The following is a 17,408-nucleotide window of genomic DNA, read 5'->3' as shown; positions in this document are numbered from 1 at the left end:
ATGGTTAACTATGGCGAACGCTCCTCGGTCCACATCTAAAAGTACCACAGCAAAATCTGCCGATGCTGGGAAAAAGCGTGCGTTAGTGATTGTGGAATCGCCTGCAAAAGCGAAAACAATCAATAAATATTTGGGCTCTGATTACATCGTGAAATCATCGGTGGGTCATGTCCGTGATTTACCTACAGGCGGCTCGAGTAAAACAGCAGAGAAAAAGCCAGTAACTCGTGCAAAATTAACTGAAGCTGAAAAAGCCAAAAAAGCACAAAAAGCTTTGGTTAATCGTATGGGTGTAGACCCTGAAAATGACTGGAAGGCACAGTACGAAGTCCTACCGGGCAAAGAACATGTTGTTGCGGAACTGAAAAAGCTTGCATCGCAAGTTGACGAGGTCTATCTCGCAACGGATATGGATAGGGAAGGAGAAGCGATTGCTTGGCATTTAAAAGAAGTCATTGGCGGTGATGACTCACGTTATCAACGCGTGGTGTTCAACGAAATTACCAAAAATGCCATCCAAGAAGCGTTTAAACATCCTTCTCGCCTCGATACAGATAAAGTCAATGCTCAGCAAGCCCGTCGTTTCCTCGACCGTATTGTGGGCTTTATGATCTCGCCACTCTTATGGGAAAAAATCGCCCGTGGTTTATCGGCAGGTCGTGTGCAATCTGTGGCTGTTAAACTTGTGGTTGAGCGTGAACGTGAAATTCGTGCCTTCGTTCCAGAAGAATTTTGGCAAGTTTTTGCAGATACCAAGTCGAAGAAAGACGATATCCGCTTAGAAGCGGTGAAGCAAAATGGCAAGACTTTAAAACTGCACAATAAAGCTGAAACGGATGCTTTACTGAACCTGATTAAAGATGCCGACTACACAGTTTCAGCACGTGAAGACAAACCAACCAAGGTTAATCCAAGCGCGCCTTACATCACGTCTACATTGCAACAAGCAGCAAGTACACGTTTAGGTTTTTCTGTGAAGAAAACCATGATGTTGGCACAGCGGTTATATGAAGCCGGCTTTATTACCTACATGCGTACAGACTCAACATTCTTGAGTGATGACGCTGTAAATATGGTTCGTGGTCATATTGAAACTGAGTTTGGTCAAAAATATTTACCGGCTAAACCAAATCGCTACGGCAATAAAGCTGGTGCGCAAGAAGCCCATGAAGCGATTCGTCCATCAAATGTCGCGCTAAAAGGCGATAGTTTGGTGGGTGTAGAGCGTGATGCACAGCGTCTTTATGACCTGATCTGGCGTCAGTTCGTTGCATGTCAAATGACCCCTGCAGAATATTTATCATCAACGATTTTAGTTAATGCCAATGGCGTCGAACTCAAAGCCAAAGGCCGTACATTGGTCTTTGATGGTTTCACTAAAGTGCGTGGCCAAAACAAATCGGATGATGATGTACTGTTACCTGCTGTAAAAGTCGGTGAAGTACTGAAACTTGAAAAATTAGATCCATCGCAGCACTTTACTAAACCACCTGCGCGCTTCACTGAAGCATCATTGGTCAAAGAGCTTGAGAAAAAAGGGATTGGTCGTCCATCGACGTATGCTGCGATTATCTCAACCATTCAAGACCGTGGTTATGTGAAGCTCGATAACCGTCGTTTGTTCGCCGAGAAAATGGGTGAAATCGTGACAGACCGTCTCGATGAAAACTTTAATAACTTGATGAACTATGCCTTTACCGCCGATTTAGAAGGTCAGTTGGATAAAGTCGCGGATGGTGATCGTAACTGGAAAGAGTTACTCAATAGCTTCTACGGTGATTTTAAAACACGCTTAACCACAGCTCAGGGTGAAAATGGCATGCGCCGTAATTTACCTGTAGAAGTGGATGCTGTGCACTGTAAAGAATGTGACCGTCCGATGCAAATTCGTACAGGGACTACAGGCGTGTTCTTGGGTTGTTCAGGTTATAACTTACCGCCAAAAGAGCGTTGTAAGGGAACTTTAAACCTGACACCTGTAGAATCATTGGCTGCACTGTCTGATGATGACTCGGCAGAAACAGCAGATTTAATGTCGAAAAAACGCTGTCCAATCTGTGAAACAGCCATGGATAGCTATGTGATTGATGGTGGGCGTAAGTTGCATATCTGTGGTAATAACCCAGACTGTGCTGGTTTTGAGCTTGAAGAAGGTGAGTTCAAAATCAAAGGTTATGATGGTCCAACCATTCCTTGTGACAAATGTGATGGCGAAATGCAATTGAAGACAGGCCGTTTCGGTCCTTACTTTGCATGTAATAGCTGTGACAATACACGTAAAGTATTGAAGAGTGGTCAGCCTGCACCTCCACGTGTAGATCCAATTAAAATGGAACATTTACGTTCAACCAAACATGATGACTTCTTTGTCCTTCGTGATGGCGCAGCAGGTTTATTCTTAGCTGCAAGTAAGTTCCCGAAAGTACGTGAAACTCGTGCGCCTAAAGTGGCTGAACTACGTTCTGTCGCAGATCAGTTGGATGCGAAATATCAGTTCATCTTACAAGCACCAGATGTCGATCCTGAAGGAAACCCAACATTAGTAAAATTCAGCCGTAAAAACCAAGCGCAATATATTGGTTCTGAAAATGCTGAAGGCAAGCAAACCAAATGGTCTTTGGTGTACCAAGATGGTAAGTGGGTTGAGGCTTAAGCTTTAAAATCAATAAAATGCTGACTTCGGTCGGCATTTTTTATGTCTTTTGATCAAGGATTTTTTAAAGTAAGTAATCGATTGAGCTTTTAAATTGTCCAAGACATTTTAAGAATGTTCTGTTTTAATTCTGAAAATAAATGCTAAAAATTAATTGAGATCTTGGGGAATGTGGAAAAAAATTCGGGTACTGTGTTTACTGCTGATTCTACTAGTGGTCGCAGTCAATGCCTATAAAGACAAAAACCAAGACTGGAGTAAACCGATCTTTGTATTGTTACATCCAATTAATGCCGATGGTCGAGAGAGCACTCAAGCTTATATACAGCAGCTCTCTGTCAATGATTTAAATGATGTTCAACAATATTTACAAGCGACAGCACAGAAATACCGAGGGCAACCGACTTATTTGTATTTTAAGTTAGGTCGTGAGCTGAAAGTTTTACCTCCCAAAGTACCCAATGACGCCGGTATGTTGGATGTTATCTTATGGAGTTTGAAATTCCGCTACTATGCTTGGCAACAGCATGAAAATGTAGACGGGGTTTCGAGTGTCACGCTCTTTCTAAATTATTACGATCCGAACCAAACCAAAGAACTTAAACATTCCACAGCCTTGGAAAATGGTCGAATTGGATCGGTGAATTTATTTGCATCGAATAAACAGACAGCGCAGAATAAAATCGTTTTAGCACATGAGTTATTACACGCTTTTGGTGCAACTGATAAGTATGATTTGGCTACAGGTCAGCCGATTTTTCCTGTCGGTTATGCAGAACCTGAGCGGCAGCCTTTGTTTCCACAAAGCAAAGCTGAACTGATGGCAGGGCATATTCCTACCTCACAGACGCAAAGTAAAATGCCTGAAGATTTAGCTGATACTGTGGTGAATGACGTCACAGCGATTGAACTGGGATGGAAAAAATAATGTGGATAAAACCTATCTTATCCACAGTCTAAGTCAGGAGTGTGGATAAGATTTGGACTTTTCTTTCATTTTTCTTCATCATGAAGTTGCATAATCCATTGAATAACGAATAACTTGAGAAAAAACATGAGAACAGTAGGCAACGATTTAATTCGCAGTCAGCTCCATGAAAACCGTAAGTGGTATCTCGGTTTAGGTGCTTTATTGGTGGTCTTCGGATTGGTCCTTTTGGCAGCTTTGCCATTTGCGACACTTACGGTGATTTATATTTTTGGTGTGCTGATGATGTTAGGTGGCGTAATTCACTTCATCGCGGCATTTAAAATTTTTGAAGGCGGTTACCGCTGGTTCTGGGCACTATTTGGTGTGCTGTATTTGGTTGCAGGCTATTATGCATTTACAACGCCTGTCAAAACAGCCATTGTCCTGACCAATTTATTGGCGATTATCTTGATCATTGCAGGGGTCATTCGTATCTTTAATGCTGTGCTATTTAGAGCATTTCAAGGTTGGGGATGGACGCTATTTTCAGGTCTATTGACCTTGATTACGGGTGTGATCATTTTGATGTCGCCTGATGCGCCATTTTGGGTATTAGGATTATTCTTGGCGGTTGATATTTTATTCCAAGGGGTCAACTACCTTACTTTGGCTTCTTATATTCGACGTGAAGTGCCGAAAAGCTCAGCAGAGCAGTAAGTTGCTTGCGTCTCCGATAAATAAAAAAAGAGTGCTGAGGTACTCTTTTTTTATTCACTTTTAATGTGTACAACCCGTTAAGGTTTAACGCTATAGCGGCTACTAATTGCAATTCGGTTCCATGTGTTGATGACAATCGCGAGCCACTCAATCGCACTGATTTGTTCATCTGTTAAAAAGGGCAAAGCATCTTCATAAACTGCATCGGGAACTTGGCCTTCAGCAATTAACGTGATCGCTTCGATCAAGCTCAAAGCTGCACGTTCTTTTTCATCGTAGTACGCAGTTTCACGCCATGCATTCAGTAGGCTAATACGTTCAATGCTTTCACCTGTTTTCAGTGCATCGTGTGCATGCATACGAATATAGAAGGCACATTCGTTGATTTGGGATGCACGTAATTTGAGTAAATGAGCTAATCCTTCACTTAGGCCAGCTTCATTTATTTTTTGCATTGCCAGTGCATCAAGTTCTGCAACTTTTTTATATAGCTCAGGTGCAGACTGACCTAGGTTGATTCGTGACATTTCGAACCTTTCTGATGTTTTTAGATATACCTGCTATTTTAAAACCGTTATGGTTGAGGATAAATTTTATTTTGAGCATTTAGATGACCACTTTTGTTCTTGCGCCAGATTCATTTAAAGAAAGTATGAGTGCTCAACAAGCCTGTGACGCGATGCAGCGTGCAATTTTAAAGCTCATACCTGACGCCAATGTCATCGCTGTGCCAATAGCAGATGGTGGTGAGGGAACTGTAGATGCGTTACTCAGTGCTTGCGACGGCCAAAAAGTGACGATAGCGCTTACAGGTCCTTTGCCCAATCAAGCTGTGACGACGTATTTCGGTTTGATCGACGGTGGAAAAACTGCGGTGATTGAAATGGCAAAAGCCAATGGAATTCATCTTGTCGATATTGCTCAGCGAAATCCTTTACTGACGTCAACTTATGGTACGGGCGAAATGATCCAGGCTGCTCTAGACTTCGGAGTAAGTAAAATTATTATTGGCTTGGGCGGGAGTGTGACCAATGATGGCGGTGCAGGTATGGCGCAGGCCTTGGGGGCACAATTTTTAGATGAAAATGGCTTGGAAATAGCAGTTTGTGGTGGTTGTCTGGATCAAATTAACAGTCTTGATTTGACGCAGCTCGACTCACGTTTAACGCACACAGAGATCATCATTGCTAGCGACGTCATGAATCCATTATGTGGTGAAAATGGCGCATCCCATATTTTTGGCCCGCAAAAAGGAGCAACGCAGGAGATGGTGCGTCAGTTAGATCGGAACCTCAATCATTATGCCAATGTCGTTGAAGCGACACTGGGTTGTACTTTACGTGATGTCGCAGGTGCAGGTGCTGCAGGTGGATTAGGTTTTGGGTTGATGGCTTTTGCGGGTGCATCGATGCAATCAGGTGTGGAATTGGTCATTGAACAATGTCAGTTGAATGAAAAAATAGCACAGGCAGATTATGTGCTGACAGGTGAAGGGAAAATTGATCATCAAACTAAGTTCGGTAAAACGCCATTTGGTGTGGCGCAAGTTGCAAAAAAGTTTAATAAACCTGTGATCGCCTTTACTGGTCTAGTGGGTGAGGGGATAGCAGAACTCTATGATTTAGGTTTCACACAGATTGTTGGGATTAATCCACCAGATTGTAAGTTGGAAGATGCATTAAAAAATGCGGAACTAAATTTGGAACATTGCTGTCGAAATGTGATGAGATGTTTGAAATAAAAATCAAGGTAAAATTTATGAATGCATTTAGCGAGTTTTAAGATAATCATAGTTAGAAAATATGATTAATTTGGTTGAGAATCTTTGCAATATTTTTCCATTGGTTTTTGATTTTTTGGAATTATATTTTCAATGTTTTTTATATTTTCTATTGCATTTTCTTTTGCCCGTTTCGCTTTTAATAATTCAGAATTCTCTGAAGCAATTTCATATTGTGCTTTACTCATTTTATAAGTTGCACATAAATTATCGGATATAAGCTTATGATTGCCAGAAATTAGAGCTACAGCTAGATCATCATGGAGTTGAATTCCTTTCTGATTATTTTTACTTATCAAGTGATCAAATTCAGTTTGAGTCAATTTTTTTTGCGTAAGATGGATGATTTGTAAATATTAAAAGTAATAAAACTGGCTGAAGGAAATGGCTAATTAGCTTAAAATTTTTCATAAACTTATCTTTTTCTAGTTGTAATTTTGATCCTACATTAGCATGTATTTTTTTTCAATCTGCTAAACTATACCTATCCATGAAATGATGAGTACATATGAGTTTAGCCAACCTGATTGATGAATTAAATCCTCAACAAAAACAAGCCGCAACAACAGAAGCACAGCATAGCTTGGTTTTGGCAGGAGCAGGTTGTGGTAAAACCAAAACCATCGTGGCGCGTGCAGCTTATTTAATTGATCAAGGCGTGCCTGCTAATCAAATTCAAATTTTGACTTTTACTCGCCGTGCGGCCAGTGAAATTGTCGCTCGTGTGGAGTTGGCTCTGGGTGAGCAAGCTAAAGGGCTACGTGCATCAACCTTTCATACCTTTTGTATGTACCTATTGCGCCGCATTCCAAAAGCTTTTGGTCTAGAACAGTTTTCGATTATTGATCGTGATGATCAGCTCATGATGTTCCGCCTGATTCGTGGCCGTGATGATAAGAAAAACCCCAATCACTTGCCCAAGCCGAAAGAACTCTGTGATCTGTATTCCTTTGCGCGGAATACGCGCCAAAAACTTAGCATTGCCATGGAAAAGCAAATGCCAGAGTACTTTGCGTTGAAAGATCAAATCGCGGATATCATGAAAGAATACGAAGCCCGTAAACGTGCGCGTAGTTTTTTAGATTATGACGATATCTTGGCGATTGTGGCGAAAGCCTTGGCAGAATCAGATGGACTGGTCGATTATGTTGCTTCGATTTGTCGCCACATGTTGGTTGATGAAATGCAGGATACCAATCCGCTGCAATGGGCGTTACTTGAGCCACTAAAGGACCGTGCCAGCTTGTTCTGTGTCGGCGATGATGCACAGTCCATTTACGGCTTCCGTGGTGCAGACTTTGAAAATATTCATCATTTCAAAGAGCGTGTACCCGACGCACAGATTTTTAAACTCGAAAAAAATTATCGTTCAACCCAAGAAATTTTAGATCTGTCGAATTGGTTGTTGGATGAAAGCGAAATTAAATATGACAAACGCTTAGATGCTTATCGTGGGGAAGGGATTAAGCCGAAAATGCATATTTTCCCGAATGAGTTTGATGAAGCCAAATGGATTGCCATCGACATCAAAGAACGTCATTACCTCGAAGGCAGCAAATGGTCGGATCATATGGTGCTTGTGCGTTCAAGCTTTGCTGCTCGTCATATTGAAGCAGCCTGTATTGCCGCAAACGTGCCGTATCGCTTTATTGGCGGAATGAAATTACTTGAAACAGCCCATGTCAAAGACTTGCTCAGTGTGCTGCGTGTAGTGGCCAATCCTTTAGATGATATCGCGTGGATGCGCTTTTTAACCTTGTGGAATGGTGTGGGTGATGTCGGTGCGAGTAAGTTATCGCAGCAGATTTTACTTGAGCCAGAAATGCAAGCCATTGCAACCAAGTTGGAAAATTTTGGCAAAGTACCTGACCAAGCGATTCTGATGATGAAGCAAATGTCGGTGTTGAAAGATCAGGTCAAAGAATGTGTAAGCTTGGCTGTTCAAGCGATTTCTGAGCAGCTAGAAGAAAACTATAAAAAAGATTGGAACCGCCGTCAGGGTGATTTTGATTTGGTGAAACAACTGGCATCCAAACATACGCAGTTGAGTGAATTCTTAGAAGAATATGTCCTTGATCCAGTGTCCATTTCTGAAATTGAACGCCAATCTGACAGTGATGTCGTGACTTTAATTACCATTCATTCGGCAAAAGGAACGGAGCAAAAAGTCTGTTATGTGGCGAATGTCACGCCAGGGCAATACCCGCATGCACGTGCCCAAGGCAATTTCGATGAAGTGGAAGAAGAGCGTCGCGTGTTATATGTAGCGCTGACACGTGCGCAAAATGAACTGATTTTGACTAAGCAAAACTTGAACCACTGGGCGCGTGAAACTGTCGATGAGCAAGGGCGTAAAGTAGAAAGTTACTTTATGAATGATTTAACTCGAAATTTATGTAGTTTGGAAACACACTATAAAACCCGTCAGCAAACCGTAAAAAGTGCGTTAATCGAAAGAAAATCGATTAATTTAGATTTTGGTATCGATCTCGATTAAAATAGATTTTTGACGTGATTTACACGCAAGTTAAAAAGCAAAATAGACAAATGCTTTTTGATGATGCTGTCTATTTGGAAGATTGAATGAAAATTTTAGTACGTAACTTAGAGCGTTCAGTTACTGAAGCAGAATTGGTTGAACTGTTTAAACCATTTGGCGCAGTAGAGTCTGCTGTTGTTGTTATGGATGCAAGCACAGGTAAATCGAAAGGGTTTGGTTTTGTCGAAATGCCAAATGGTCGTGAAGCTGTAAAAGCGATTAAAGGCCTGAATACTTTGAAAGTCAAAGGTGCGGGTATTCGCGTAAAAGCGGCTGAAGATAAGCCTAAAGCATAAATTCAAAAAGGAGCGTAACGCTCCTTTTTTTATCGGTGATCTATGAAAAAATGCTACTCGGCTTTGTCTATTGTTGCGCCATCTGGTTCGAACATTGCGTGTGGGCTTAAAACGCTTGAAGTCCGCTCATGGCAGCCCGAACATTTGCCTTTAAAAGATTTAGTGATCGTGGAAAATCAACGCTACTTACATGAAAGCGGAGATGAAGATATTGGACGTGCAGTGGCGAAGGTCGATGTATATGACGTTCATGCATGGACTGAAACAGAGGTAGAGCAAGCGCAGGCGACATATTGGGCAGCAGGGTACTGGGCTTGGCGTCTGGAAAATATCAGGATGATTGATTGGGATATGCCTGTTCCTGCCAAGCGTGACATTTATTTAATTGAAATCGATCATCCATAATATTTATTGTGAATTTCCTAAAAATCCGTTTAAGCTTATTCATGTAGAAAAACGCCAAAATTTAGGGAATTGTTCATGTCTCGTGTTGCTCGCTTTCATGCTGATCGTACCAATCAAAAGTTATATTTTACCCGTCTTGCATGTCAGCAAGCTGAGCAGACCGATCATGTTCAACAAGCTCAGGCTTATCGCGAAGCAGCAGTTTTTCATTTGCATGGTGCAGTACTTGCGTTTTTACAAGAGTTGGTGCGTTACTATCGTTTAAATGATCCTGCGCCCACGTTAAAGTCGATTGAAACGCTGATGGCTGAAAAAGGTCAGGTATCACCTGAAGTGACTGTTATGCAGCAATTGGCAAAGCAGGGTTTTATTGCAGAGCTGAAACGCGCACATCGTATGTGTCAGTATGCACCTGAACCGTCTGCACCAGAGCCAGAAGATGAAACGTCTTCAAATTTAATTATTAAAGTCACTCAAACACCGCAAGCATGGTTGCCAGATACCGCTATTTTGCGTGAATGGCATCGTGATCTAACCCAATTGATTGATGGATTTCGTAACGAGATGGTGGAGTTCTAATCGGACTATTGCTACTTGAAATAAATTTATTTAACCCGATATAAGATTATCTAAGTAATACAAAGTGCAGATGCCTTTATCACCATGTTGCGCATGGAGGGATATATGTCTATAGAACAGTTGAAAGAACTCTTTGGGAACCAGGAAGCAATTTTAGAGCTGGTTCAATTGGAAGGTGGTGAGTTGGCATTGCGTAATGCAGGCTCAGAAAAAGAACCTTTGGTGACTATCCAATTCAATGAAGAATTGCGCAATATTTTGGGCGATCAAATGAATGTGATCGCTCAGCAAATGATTCAGGCTGCACTGTTTGGTTTGTTAGAAAAACAAGTGGATGAATGGCATGCTGAAGTGGTCGATGAAAAGCCTAAATATATGAGCTAATCATATAGCTGCTGATTTTGTGGATCATGATGAGGAAAACGCACCTTTCGGTGCGTTTTTTTTATACCCAAAATGGCACTTAGATTTTGCCCAGTTCAGCAGGTGAGATCAGCATCGAACCTAAAAATACAATGAAGACCCCGATGAGCTGTAAGAAAAATGGATTTTTGGCATCTTGCCAATACAGAATTAGAAAGACGATGGAAATGGGATAAAACAATAGACAGCCTAGTCCCCATAAAATACTGGTTTTAAATGCAGCGATGAGAAAGCCCAGACCGCCAATTATAATAATGGCAAGGCCTAAATAAAGAATGAACATGTTTATCTCGTATCTTGTTTGAAGTATTTAACATGATGCTTCGTTTGATGCTCATTTTATCAATATGTTTTTTAAATTCAATTATTTGTAATTTTAAAATTACTGAATTTTATCAGTTTAAAAAAGGCGATGCTTTAATGCATCGCCTTTTTGGTATTGCCCCTAAGCGTTTTATTTAGGCACTTAGTGTGTCGGTGTTTGGTGATGGGCAATTTGGATTTGATTTAAAATATGATTGCTCATATTTTTCGCCATTTCCTCTTTGGCATAATAAACCTCACCGACATTGTCACGACGAATGACTTCAGCTTCTTCTTTGCTTTCCGCACAAACCAACACTTGGATAGACGGATTCAGCATTTTGGCAATGTCGACAATTTTATGAATATCTAAAATATCCATGGGTGAAATGACCAAAAGGCGTGCGTGTTGAATATGGGCTTGAATTAAAACGCCGGGTTCTGTTGCCACACCAGATACCGCAGCGATGCCTTTTTCCCGTAAGTTTTCCACGATTTCACGGTTTTCTTCAGCAATAACCACTTTAATGTTTTCATTCATTAATTCGCGGGTAATACGACGACCGACTTCACCATGACCAATCAGCACCACCTGATCACGTAGATAATCCTGTGAGACCTCATCCGGCAACATGGCCAATGGGTCACTACTACGTTCCAGTAAACGAGCCAAATTCGAGCGCTCACGGATGAGTCGCTGCATAGGCTCGATGGCAGAAAATACAAATGAATTCAGCGTAATCGAGATTAAAGCACCTGCCAGTATCAGATTTTGTCCTTCCATAGAAAGGAGGTTTAGAGATACACCCAAGGTCGCCAAAATAAATGAGAACTCACCAATTTGCGCCAAGCTTGCCCCAACGGTTAATGCGGTATTGATGGGGTAGCGGAAGAACAATACTAATGCCATTGCAGCGATGGTCTTACCAATCATGATAATGCCGACTACTGCTAAGACATGAAGTGGTTGTTCAATCAAGATCCGTGGATCAAACAGCATGCCGACGGAGACGAAAAACAGAATCGAAAAAATTTCACGAAGCGGAAGAGTTTCTTCTTCTGCACGGTGACTAAAGTCAGACTCTTTGACCACCATACCGGCAAAAAATGCGCCCAGTGCCATGGATACACCAAATACCTTGTAGGCACCAAAGGCAATAGATACGGCTGCTGCAACCACGGTGAGCGTGAATAATTCACGTGAGCCTAAGCGCGCAACCACTTGCATAATCATTGGCACTAAGCGTTTACCAATGATCAGCATGAAGGCAATAAAGCCAGCAACTTTGAGTAAAGTTAGACCTAAGGTCAGCCAAATATTTTCATCGGCACTGCCTGATGTGAGCGGTTGACCGCCAAGCAGTACGGCAGTCGCAGGTAGAAGGACCAGGACCAGAACCATCACCAAGTCTTCAACCAAGAGCCAACCCACGGCAATTTTACCATTGACGGAGTTGAGTAAGCCGCGATCACCTAAGGCTTTGAGTAGAACGACAGTACTTGCACACGACAAACTTAAGCCAAACACTAAGGCTGAGCCCATGCTCCAGCCCCAAAGCATGGAAATTCCCATACCGAGTAAGGTCGCCACTGCAATTTGTAAAATGGCACCCGGGAGGGCAATACGACGGACTTGCATCAAATCATTGAGTGAAAAGTGCATACCCACGCCAAACATCAGGAACATGACACCGAGTTCGGCCAATTGGTTAGCGAGATGGATATCGCCAACTACCCCAGGTGTGTTTGGGCTAATAATAATACCGGCAATCAGATAGCCGATAAGGGGAGGAAGTCGCAGGCGTGCAGCAATATAGCCAAAAATTAAGGCAAAACCAAAGCCAACAGCAAGTAATATTATGAGTTCTACATCATGAGGCACTAAAAACTCCTTAAGCCTAAGTTAAGGGTAAAAAAGACAAGCACAAAAAGTGCCAAAAAGCATTTTGAAAGTTTAGCAATTCGAATAAAAAAAATGCAAAAAAAAACGACCTAAGTAGGTCGTTTTTTTCAAAAACTAAAATTATTTGATTTTAGCTTCTTTGAAGATTACGTGTTGACGGATTTTTGGATCAAATTTTTTGATTTCCATTTTTTCCGGCATAGTACGTTTGTTCTTAGTGGTAGTGTAGAAATAACCTGTACCAGCAGAAGAAACTAGGCGAATTTTATCACGCATGTTCGTAGCTCCTTAGATCTTTTGACCTTGAGCACGTAGGTCAGCAACAACCTTTTCGATGCCCAATTTGTCGATAATACGCATACCTTTAGTAGTTAGACGAAGACGTACGAAACGTTTTTCGCTTTCTAACCAAAAACGGTGGTGATGCAGGTTCGGCTCGAACCGGCGTTTAGTTTTGTTGTTGGCGTGTGAGACGTTGTTACCAACGACTGGACGCTTGCCGGTAACTTGGCAAACCTTAGACATGGTGTAACTCCATTGATTTAGCCAACAGCAAATCTGTATGGCCAGTCAAAAAAAACATTGAATTCATTCAAGGGGCGTTTTATATCAAAAATGCGCTTAAAAGACAAGCGATTTTGCATAAAACGAACGATCACCTAGTGTGATCGTTCATGCCTTGATCGTTTATCGAAGAAGTGTCTTCGAAATCAGTTTGTGGATCGGCTTATTGAACGGTGGAAGAATGAATTTCAAACTATAGAGTTTTGGATTCGACATCACCGAGCGTTCATGCGACAAACTGAAGAAACCTTCTGGACCATGATATTTCCCCATACCCGAAGCCCCCACACCGCCAAACGGCAGGTCATCTTGAGCAACATGGGTTAATACCGTGTTTTGTCCGAAATGTCCTGAATGGGTACGTGTTGCGACATAGTCGGCACGTGCCTGATCAAAGTCGAAATAGTATAAAGCAAGTGGACGAGGACGGCTATTAATAAAAGCAATAACCTCGTCAATTTGATCATATTCCATGATCGGAAGGATCGGACCGAAGATTTCATGCTGCATAATTTGCATGTCTGGAGTGACACCCGTTAAAACAGTCGGTGCAATTTTACGTACAGCGTCCACATCTTCATTTTGTGGGTTAAAACTGATGATTTGTGCGCCTTGATCACGCGCATCTTCTAAATAACCTTGTAGGCGGTTGTACTGCTTGTCATTAATAATCGAGGTGTAGTCCTGATTTTGGGCAATACTTGGGTACATGGCTTCAACGCACACTTTATAGTGATCTAAAAATTCAGCTGTTTTACCACGAGGTAAGAACACATAGTCAGGTGCAACACAAGTTTGACCTGCATTCCAAAGTTTACCAACCGCAAGACGCTGTGCGACATCTGCAAGGTCAATAGACGGATGAACCAATACAGGTGACTTTCCGCCTAATTCTAAAATCACCGGAACTAAGTTTTCAGACGCTGCCGCCATGACGGTTTTACCGACATTGGTCGAGCCAGTAAAAATCATTTTGTCGAAGGCAAGGTGACTAAACGCATCTGAAATTGGGCCACCACCGTTGACGACTGCGACCAATTCTTGAGGAAATGCTTCTGCGAGAGCTTTTTCTAGCACATCACCGAATGCCGCAGAGGCACTCGAGATTTTGATCATGGCATGGTTGCCCGCAGCCAAAGCACAAATCAGTGGGCCTATAGAAAGAAGCAGTGGGTAGTTCCATGGCGTAATAATGCCGACGACACCAAGCGGTTGATATTGCACCCATGCTTTTGCAGGTTGATGAATAATTCCGACATGGCGTTTGGATGGTTTCATCCAGTCTGTCAAATGCTTGCTATAATATTTGATGTGTTCAAGACATGTGAGCAACTCACCAATCTTGGTTTCACCGATAGAACGGTTACCATAGTCTTGATTAATTGCATCAGCAAATTGATCTTGATACTTAACTAAGATACGCTTAAGCCGAGCCAAACGGTCAATACGTTCCTTCGCTGTAGGCAATGGGTAACGTAAATACGCTTGTTTCTGCTGTTCCAACATATTGTTGAGATGCTGGTGATCAAAAGAATGTGGTGTCATTGAAGTTGTTTTTGTCTGACTATTCATGTCGCACGACCATATCCAAATTAGCGATTAATTAATTTTTAGAGCAAATACTCTAAATAGTCAAGTTACTTTATGTGTTAGTGTTCTAATGCTTTGAAATAAATGGTTGTTTTAGGATGTCTCACACCAAAACCTTAAAAACGAAAGAACGTATTTTGCAGCTGAGTTTGCAGTTGTTTAATGAGCGTAGCGAGCGTTCAGTGACAACCAATCATATTGCTGCTGAACTGGGAATGAGCCCAGGTAACTTGTATTACCATTTCCGAAATAAAAGTGAAATTATTAAGGAATTAATGGAGCAATATCAGCATGAAACGCTAGAAATGTTAGCGCTTCCTGATGATCGTCAGCTTGATGCCAATGATAAAATTCGCTATTTCCAAGTGTTAAGTAGCCAATTATGGGCTTATCGCTTTTTACATCGTGATGTTTATCACTTGGTCGAAAATAATGAAGATTTCCGCAAAATGTATCCACGTTTTGCCGGTCAAGTCATGCAACAAGGGCAGAAAATTTATCGTGCCTTTGTTGACGCAGGCTTAATGCAGATGACCGATTCTGAAATTGAGGCCTTAACCATTAACTTGTGGATCGTGCTGACCAACTGGACCAACTTCCTTTATATGTCTGGCCATATTACTGACTCAAACACTTTGGAAGAAAAGTGGGTGTGGCAAGCACTACGACAAATGGTGTTCTTAGAAGGTGCATATCTACGTGGTGAAAGCCGTGAAACCTATGAGCGATTGCTCGAAACTTTAGGGCCGTCGGACTTATTTGCAAGTCTTTCAAACGCAAAGCATCAGGTTACTGAATAAGACTATTTAGTCTGGCTTTAAAAAGCGTTAGAATACTCGGCTCTTTTTTCAATTTAACTGATTAGTGATATAAACCAACATGAATATGTCGACCGCTAACACAGCACGCTTACTCATTACCTGTGAAGATAAACCGGGGATTGTGCAAGCTGTATCGAGCTTTTTGTATCATCAGGGAGCAAATATTACCGCACTTGATCAATACGCGACTGAAGCTCAAGGGGGGCGATACTTCATGCGTGTTGAGTTCGAATTGGACAATTTACAAAGCCGTAAAGAAAGTCTAACTCAAACATTTGCGAGCAATGTTGCTGAGCGTTACAACATGCACTGGCGTTTAGCTTTAGTCAGTGATGTGAAGAAAGTCGGTATCTTGGTGTCTAAAGTTGACCATGCATTGCTTGAGCTGTTATGGCGTCATGCACGTGGTGGTTTGCCATGTGAAATCACCAAAGTCGTGTCTAATCACGATGCTTTACGTGAATCTGTAGAAAATTTCGGTATTCCGTTTGAAGTGGTTCCCGTGAACAAAGAAAACAAACGTGAAGCTTATGAGCAAATTGATCAATTGATGCAAGGCAATGATTTATTGGTTCTTGCTCGTTATATGCAAATTTTAGACGAAGAATTTGTTCAAAAATGGGAAATGAAAGTGATTAACATTCACCATTCATTCCTCCCAGCCTTTGTTGGTGCGAACCCATATAAGCAAGCGCATGAAAAAGGTGTGAAGTTGATTGGTGCGACAGCGCACTATGTGACTGCTGATCTTGACCAAGGGCCGATTATTGAGCAAGACGTAGAGCGTGTAAGCCACGACTTTACTGTTGAACAATTGCGTGAGTTAGGTCAGGACGTAGAACGTAATGTGCTCGCACGTGCAGTCAAATGGCATCTTGAAGATCGTATTATTGTCGATGGTAATAAAACTGTTGTATTTCAATAAAACGAGATGAATTTTTGAATAAAAGGGCATACTTTAGGTATGCCTTTTTTATATTATGATTAAAAAAAGTCATTAAAACTGGCGAATTAATAGTTGCAAATGAAAACACTTCTCATTTATTATTGCCGTACTTTAATTGTGCTAACCGATGAGCATGATTGTATTTTTGACAAAATAAATGCAATCGCTTCTTCAAGGTAACTGAGTTTAATGAGTCAATCTCCCGCTCCAATGATGCAATCACCTAACCCGATGAAAAAGAAAATCATTACTGCGCTTCTCGCTGTTGTGGTAGGGCATATGGGGGTATTGTGGGCGGTCAGCAATATGAAAGCACCAGAACTTAAACCGATCGAAAAAGATCCGATTAAAGTTCGCTTTGTGAAGATTGTTGAAGAGAAAAAACCAGAACCTCCGAAGCCAAAACCAGAACCGAAGAAAGAGCCACCAAAGCCAAAAGAAGTTAAAATTGTAGATAAGCCTTTACCACCTCCACCGAAGAAAGTGGAAAAAGTGGAACAGGTGAAAAAGAAAGATGCGCCGAAACCAACTGTTGAAGCGGTCAAAAACGTACCACCAACACCTGTTGTTTCAACTGTGGTTTCTGAAACGAAAGTCGTTCGTGTTGAACCAACACCTCCGGCACCTGTTGCACCACCACCTGCGCCTCCAGCACCACCTGCGCCACCGACACCTAAAACTGTGAGCATTGGTAATGGTGTCAGTTGGATTAAGAAACCGAATGTTCAATTTGAAGATGGTGAATTAAAAGCGTCGTGTACAGTTGAAGTTGCGATTGCAGCAAGTGCTGAAGGTAAAATCGAATCAGCAACCATTAAAAACTCGACTTGTGGCGCTGCTGTGAACCGTAAAGTGACTGCAGCAGTGAAGCGTGCGCGTTTATCCAAATATATTGATAATGGTGTGGCAACTCCGACGCGAGTTGATCAACCATTTAACTTTAAACTTAATTAAGATTCCGGCTAACCCATTAGGAGTT

At 41.7% G+C, this 17,408-nt stretch carries 19 protein-coding genes; 12 read left to right on the top strand and 7 right to left on the bottom strand.

Translation table 11 applies throughout. From position 1 onward, the window contains the following. Positions 1–10: 10 nt before the first annotated feature. From topA to FTT76_RS03655, 3 genes are all read left to right on the top strand, one after another. On the top strand, positions 11–2,653 hold the full coding sequence (gene topA / locus FTT76_RS03665; RefSeq protein ID WP_078192741.1) for a type I DNA topoisomerase: 2,643 nt from the start codon (positions 11–13) through the stop codon (positions 2,651–2,653). A 169-nt stretch (positions 2,654–2,822) separates the two neighbouring features. Further along, complete coding sequence (locus tag FTT76_RS03660; protein WP_180073303.1) at positions 2,823–3,581, top strand: hypothetical protein; 759 nt, start codon at positions 2,823–2,825, stop codon at positions 3,579–3,581. A gap of 126 nt (positions 3,582–3,707) precedes the next feature. Continuing rightward, on the top strand, positions 3,708–4,280 hold the full coding sequence (locus FTT76_RS03655; protein WP_078189701.1) for an HdeD family acid-resistance protein: 573 nt from the start codon (positions 3,708–3,710) through the stop codon (positions 4,278–4,280). Between the two features lie 77 nt (positions 4,281–4,357). Here the strand turns inward: FTT76_RS03655 and FTT76_RS03650 are convergent, their stop codons facing one another. Further along, entirely contained in the window at positions 4,358–4,807 is a 450-nt protein-coding gene (locus tag FTT76_RS03650; RefSeq protein ID WP_180073302.1) for a carboxymuconolactone decarboxylase family protein, read from the bottom strand. An 83-nt stretch (positions 4,808–4,890) separates the two neighbouring features. On the opposite strand from FTT76_RS03650, the gene FTT76_RS03645 reads away from it, so the two are divergent. Then, positions 4,891–6,021, top strand: coding sequence for a glycerate kinase (locus FTT76_RS03645; protein ID WP_180109028.1), 1,131 nt, complete (start codon positions 4,891–4,893; stop codon positions 6,019–6,021). 65 nt (positions 6,022–6,086) lie between these two features. Here FTT76_RS03645 and FTT76_RS03640 read toward each other — a convergent pair whose 3' ends face one another. Continuing rightward, entirely contained in the window at positions 6,087–6,383 is a 297-nt protein-coding gene (locus FTT76_RS03640) for a hypothetical protein (RefSeq protein ID WP_180062924.1), read from the bottom strand. 185 nt (positions 6,384–6,568) lie between these two features. Here FTT76_RS03640 and FTT76_RS03635 point away from each other — a divergent pair, with 185 nt between their 5' ends. From FTT76_RS03635 to FTT76_RS03615, 5 genes are all read left to right on the top strand, one after another. After that, positions 6,569–8,557: an ATP-dependent helicase gene (locus FTT76_RS03635; protein ID WP_180048842.1), complete on the top strand. Its 1,989-nt coding sequence runs from the start codon at positions 6,569–6,571 to the stop codon at positions 8,555–8,557. A gap of 86 nt (positions 8,558–8,643) precedes the next feature. After that, a complete protein-coding gene (locus tag FTT76_RS03630) occupies positions 8,644–8,895 on the top strand; it encodes an RNA-binding protein (protein WP_078189697.1) in 252 nt (83 codons plus the stop codon). Positions 8,896–8,937: 42 nt separating this feature from the next. Continuing rightward, positions 8,938–9,300 carry an ASCH domain-containing protein gene (locus FTT76_RS03625; RefSeq protein ID WP_180048843.1) on the top strand — a complete coding sequence of 121 codons (363 nt, stop codon included), beginning with the start codon at positions 8,938–8,940 and terminating at the stop codon, positions 9,298–9,300. Between the two features lie 75 nt (positions 9,301–9,375). Then, the gene (locus tag FTT76_RS03620) at positions 9,376–9,879 is read left to right on the top strand and encodes a DUF6586 family protein (protein WP_078189695.1); all 504 of its coding nucleotides are present in this window, start codon (positions 9,376–9,378) and stop codon (positions 9,877–9,879) included. Positions 9,880–9,984: 105 nt separating this feature from the next. Then, complete coding sequence (locus FTT76_RS03615; protein ID WP_078189694.1) at positions 9,985–10,263, top strand: hypothetical protein; 279 nt, start codon at positions 9,985–9,987, stop codon at positions 10,261–10,263. Positions 10,264–10,342: 79 nt separating this feature from the next. Here FTT76_RS03615 and FTT76_RS03610 read toward each other — a convergent pair whose 3' ends face one another. The 5 genes from FTT76_RS03610 to FTT76_RS03590 form a co-directional block, all read right to left on the bottom strand. Then, complete coding sequence (locus FTT76_RS03610; protein ID WP_180048844.1) at positions 10,343–10,585, bottom strand: hypothetical protein; 243 nt, start codon at positions 10,583–10,585, stop codon at positions 10,343–10,345. Between the two features lie 183 nt (positions 10,586–10,768). Then, positions 10,769–12,487 (bottom strand): cation:proton antiporter, encoded by a 1,719-nt coding sequence (locus FTT76_RS03605; RefSeq protein ID WP_180048845.1) that lies wholly within the window; start codon positions 12,485–12,487, stop codon positions 10,769–10,771. Between the two features lie 141 nt (positions 12,488–12,628). Further along, positions 12,629–12,784: a 50S ribosomal protein L33 gene (gene rpmG / locus FTT76_RS03600; RefSeq protein WP_001205031.1), complete on the bottom strand. Its 156-nt coding sequence runs from the start codon at positions 12,782–12,784 to the stop codon at positions 12,629–12,631. A gap of 12 nt (positions 12,785–12,796) precedes the next feature. Then, a complete protein-coding gene (gene rpmB, locus FTT76_RS03595) occupies positions 12,797–13,033 on the bottom strand; it encodes a 50S ribosomal protein L28 (RefSeq protein ID WP_000048256.1) in 237 nt (78 codons plus the stop codon). A gap of 162 nt (positions 13,034–13,195) precedes the next feature. Continuing rightward, positions 13,196–14,644 carry a coniferyl aldehyde dehydrogenase gene (locus FTT76_RS03590; protein WP_180007171.1) on the bottom strand — a complete coding sequence of 483 codons (1,449 nt, stop codon included), beginning with the start codon at positions 14,642–14,644 and terminating at the stop codon, positions 13,196–13,198. A gap of 116 nt (positions 14,645–14,760) precedes the next feature. Here FTT76_RS03590 and FTT76_RS03585 point away from each other — a divergent pair, with 116 nt between their 5' ends. The 3 genes from FTT76_RS03585 (at position 14,761) to FTT76_RS03575 (ending at position 17,383) form a co-directional block, all read left to right on the top strand. Beyond that, the gene (locus FTT76_RS03585; protein WP_168377888.1) at positions 14,761–15,462 is read left to right on the top strand and encodes a TetR/AcrR family transcriptional regulator; all 702 of its coding nucleotides are present in this window, start codon (positions 14,761–14,763) and stop codon (positions 15,460–15,462) included. A 79-nt stretch (positions 15,463–15,541) separates the two neighbouring features. Then, complete coding sequence (gene purU, locus FTT76_RS03580) at positions 15,542–16,408, top strand: formyltetrahydrofolate deformylase (protein WP_078192727.1); 867 nt, start codon at positions 15,542–15,544, stop codon at positions 16,406–16,408. A 210-nt stretch (positions 16,409–16,618) separates the two neighbouring features. After that, positions 16,619–17,383 carry a TonB family protein gene (locus tag FTT76_RS03575; protein WP_078189688.1) on the top strand — a complete coding sequence of 255 codons (765 nt, stop codon included), beginning with the start codon at positions 16,619–16,621 and terminating at the stop codon, positions 17,381–17,383. The last annotated feature ends 25 nt before the right edge of the window (positions 17,384–17,408 follow it).

This window comes from Acinetobacter sp. YH01009 (assembly GCF_013420765.1).
GTDB classification, from domain to species: domain Bacteria; phylum Pseudomonadota; class Gammaproteobacteria; order Pseudomonadales; family Moraxellaceae; genus Acinetobacter; species Acinetobacter amyesii.
Note: the sequence above shows the minus strand (reverse complement) of the source record. Positions and strands in the feature narration are given on the sequence as shown.

What these genes read in the sequence shown, in the direction of transcription:
- topA (WP_078192741.1), top strand. Translation starts at nt 11, where the DNA reads ATGGCGAACGCTCCTCGGTCCACATCTAAAAGTACCACAGCAAAATCT.
- FTT76_RS03660 (WP_180073303.1), top strand. Translation starts at nt 2,823, where the DNA reads ATGTGGAAAAAAATTCGGGTACTGTGTTTACTGCTGATTCTACTAGTG.
- FTT76_RS03655 (WP_078189701.1), top strand. Translation starts at nt 3,708, where the DNA reads ATGAGAACAGTAGGCAACGATTTAATTCGCAGTCAGCTCCATGAAAAC.
- FTT76_RS03650 (WP_180073302.1), bottom strand. Translation starts at nt 4,807, where the DNA reads ATGTCACGAATCAACCTAGGTCAGTCTGCACCTGAGCTATATAAAAAA.
- FTT76_RS03645 (WP_180109028.1), top strand. Translation starts at nt 4,891, where the DNA reads ATGACCACTTTTGTTCTTGCGCCAGATTCATTTAAAGAAAGTATGAGT.
- FTT76_RS03635 (WP_180048842.1), top strand. Translation starts at nt 6,569, where the DNA reads ATGAGTTTAGCCAACCTGATTGATGAATTAAATCCTCAACAAAAACAA.
- FTT76_RS03630 (WP_078189697.1), top strand. Translation starts at nt 8,644, where the DNA reads ATGAAAATTTTAGTACGTAACTTAGAGCGTTCAGTTACTGAAGCAGAA.
- FTT76_RS03625 (WP_180048843.1), top strand. Translation starts at nt 8,938, where the DNA reads ATGAAAAAATGCTACTCGGCTTTGTCTATTGTTGCGCCATCTGGTTCG.
- FTT76_RS03620 (WP_078189695.1), top strand. Translation starts at nt 9,376, where the DNA reads ATGTCTCGTGTTGCTCGCTTTCATGCTGATCGTACCAATCAAAAGTTA.
- FTT76_RS03615 (WP_078189694.1), top strand. Translation starts at nt 9,985, where the DNA reads ATGTCTATAGAACAGTTGAAAGAACTCTTTGGGAACCAGGAAGCAATT.
- FTT76_RS03610 (WP_180048844.1), bottom strand. Translation starts at nt 10,585, where the DNA reads ATGTTCATTCTTTATTTAGGCCTTGCCATTATTATAATTGGCGGTCTG.
- rpmG (WP_001205031.1), bottom strand. Translation starts at nt 12,784, where the DNA reads ATGCGTGATAAAATTCGCCTAGTTTCTTCTGCTGGTACAGGTTATTTC.
- rpmB (WP_000048256.1), bottom strand. Translation starts at nt 13,033, where the DNA reads ATGTCTAAGGTTTGCCAAGTTACCGGCAAGCGTCCAGTCGTTGGTAAC.
- FTT76_RS03590 (WP_180007171.1), bottom strand. Translation starts at nt 14,644, where the DNA reads ATGAATAGTCAGACAAAAACAACTTCAATGACACCACATTCTTTTGAT.
- FTT76_RS03585 (WP_168377888.1), top strand. Translation starts at nt 14,761, where the DNA reads ATGTCTCACACCAAAACCTTAAAAACGAAAGAACGTATTTTGCAGCTG.
- purU (WP_078192727.1), top strand. Translation starts at nt 15,542, where the DNA reads ATGAATATGTCGACCGCTAACACAGCACGCTTACTCATTACCTGTGAA.
- FTT76_RS03575 (WP_078189688.1), top strand. Translation starts at nt 16,619, where the DNA reads ATGAGTCAATCTCCCGCTCCAATGATGCAATCACCTAACCCGATGAAA.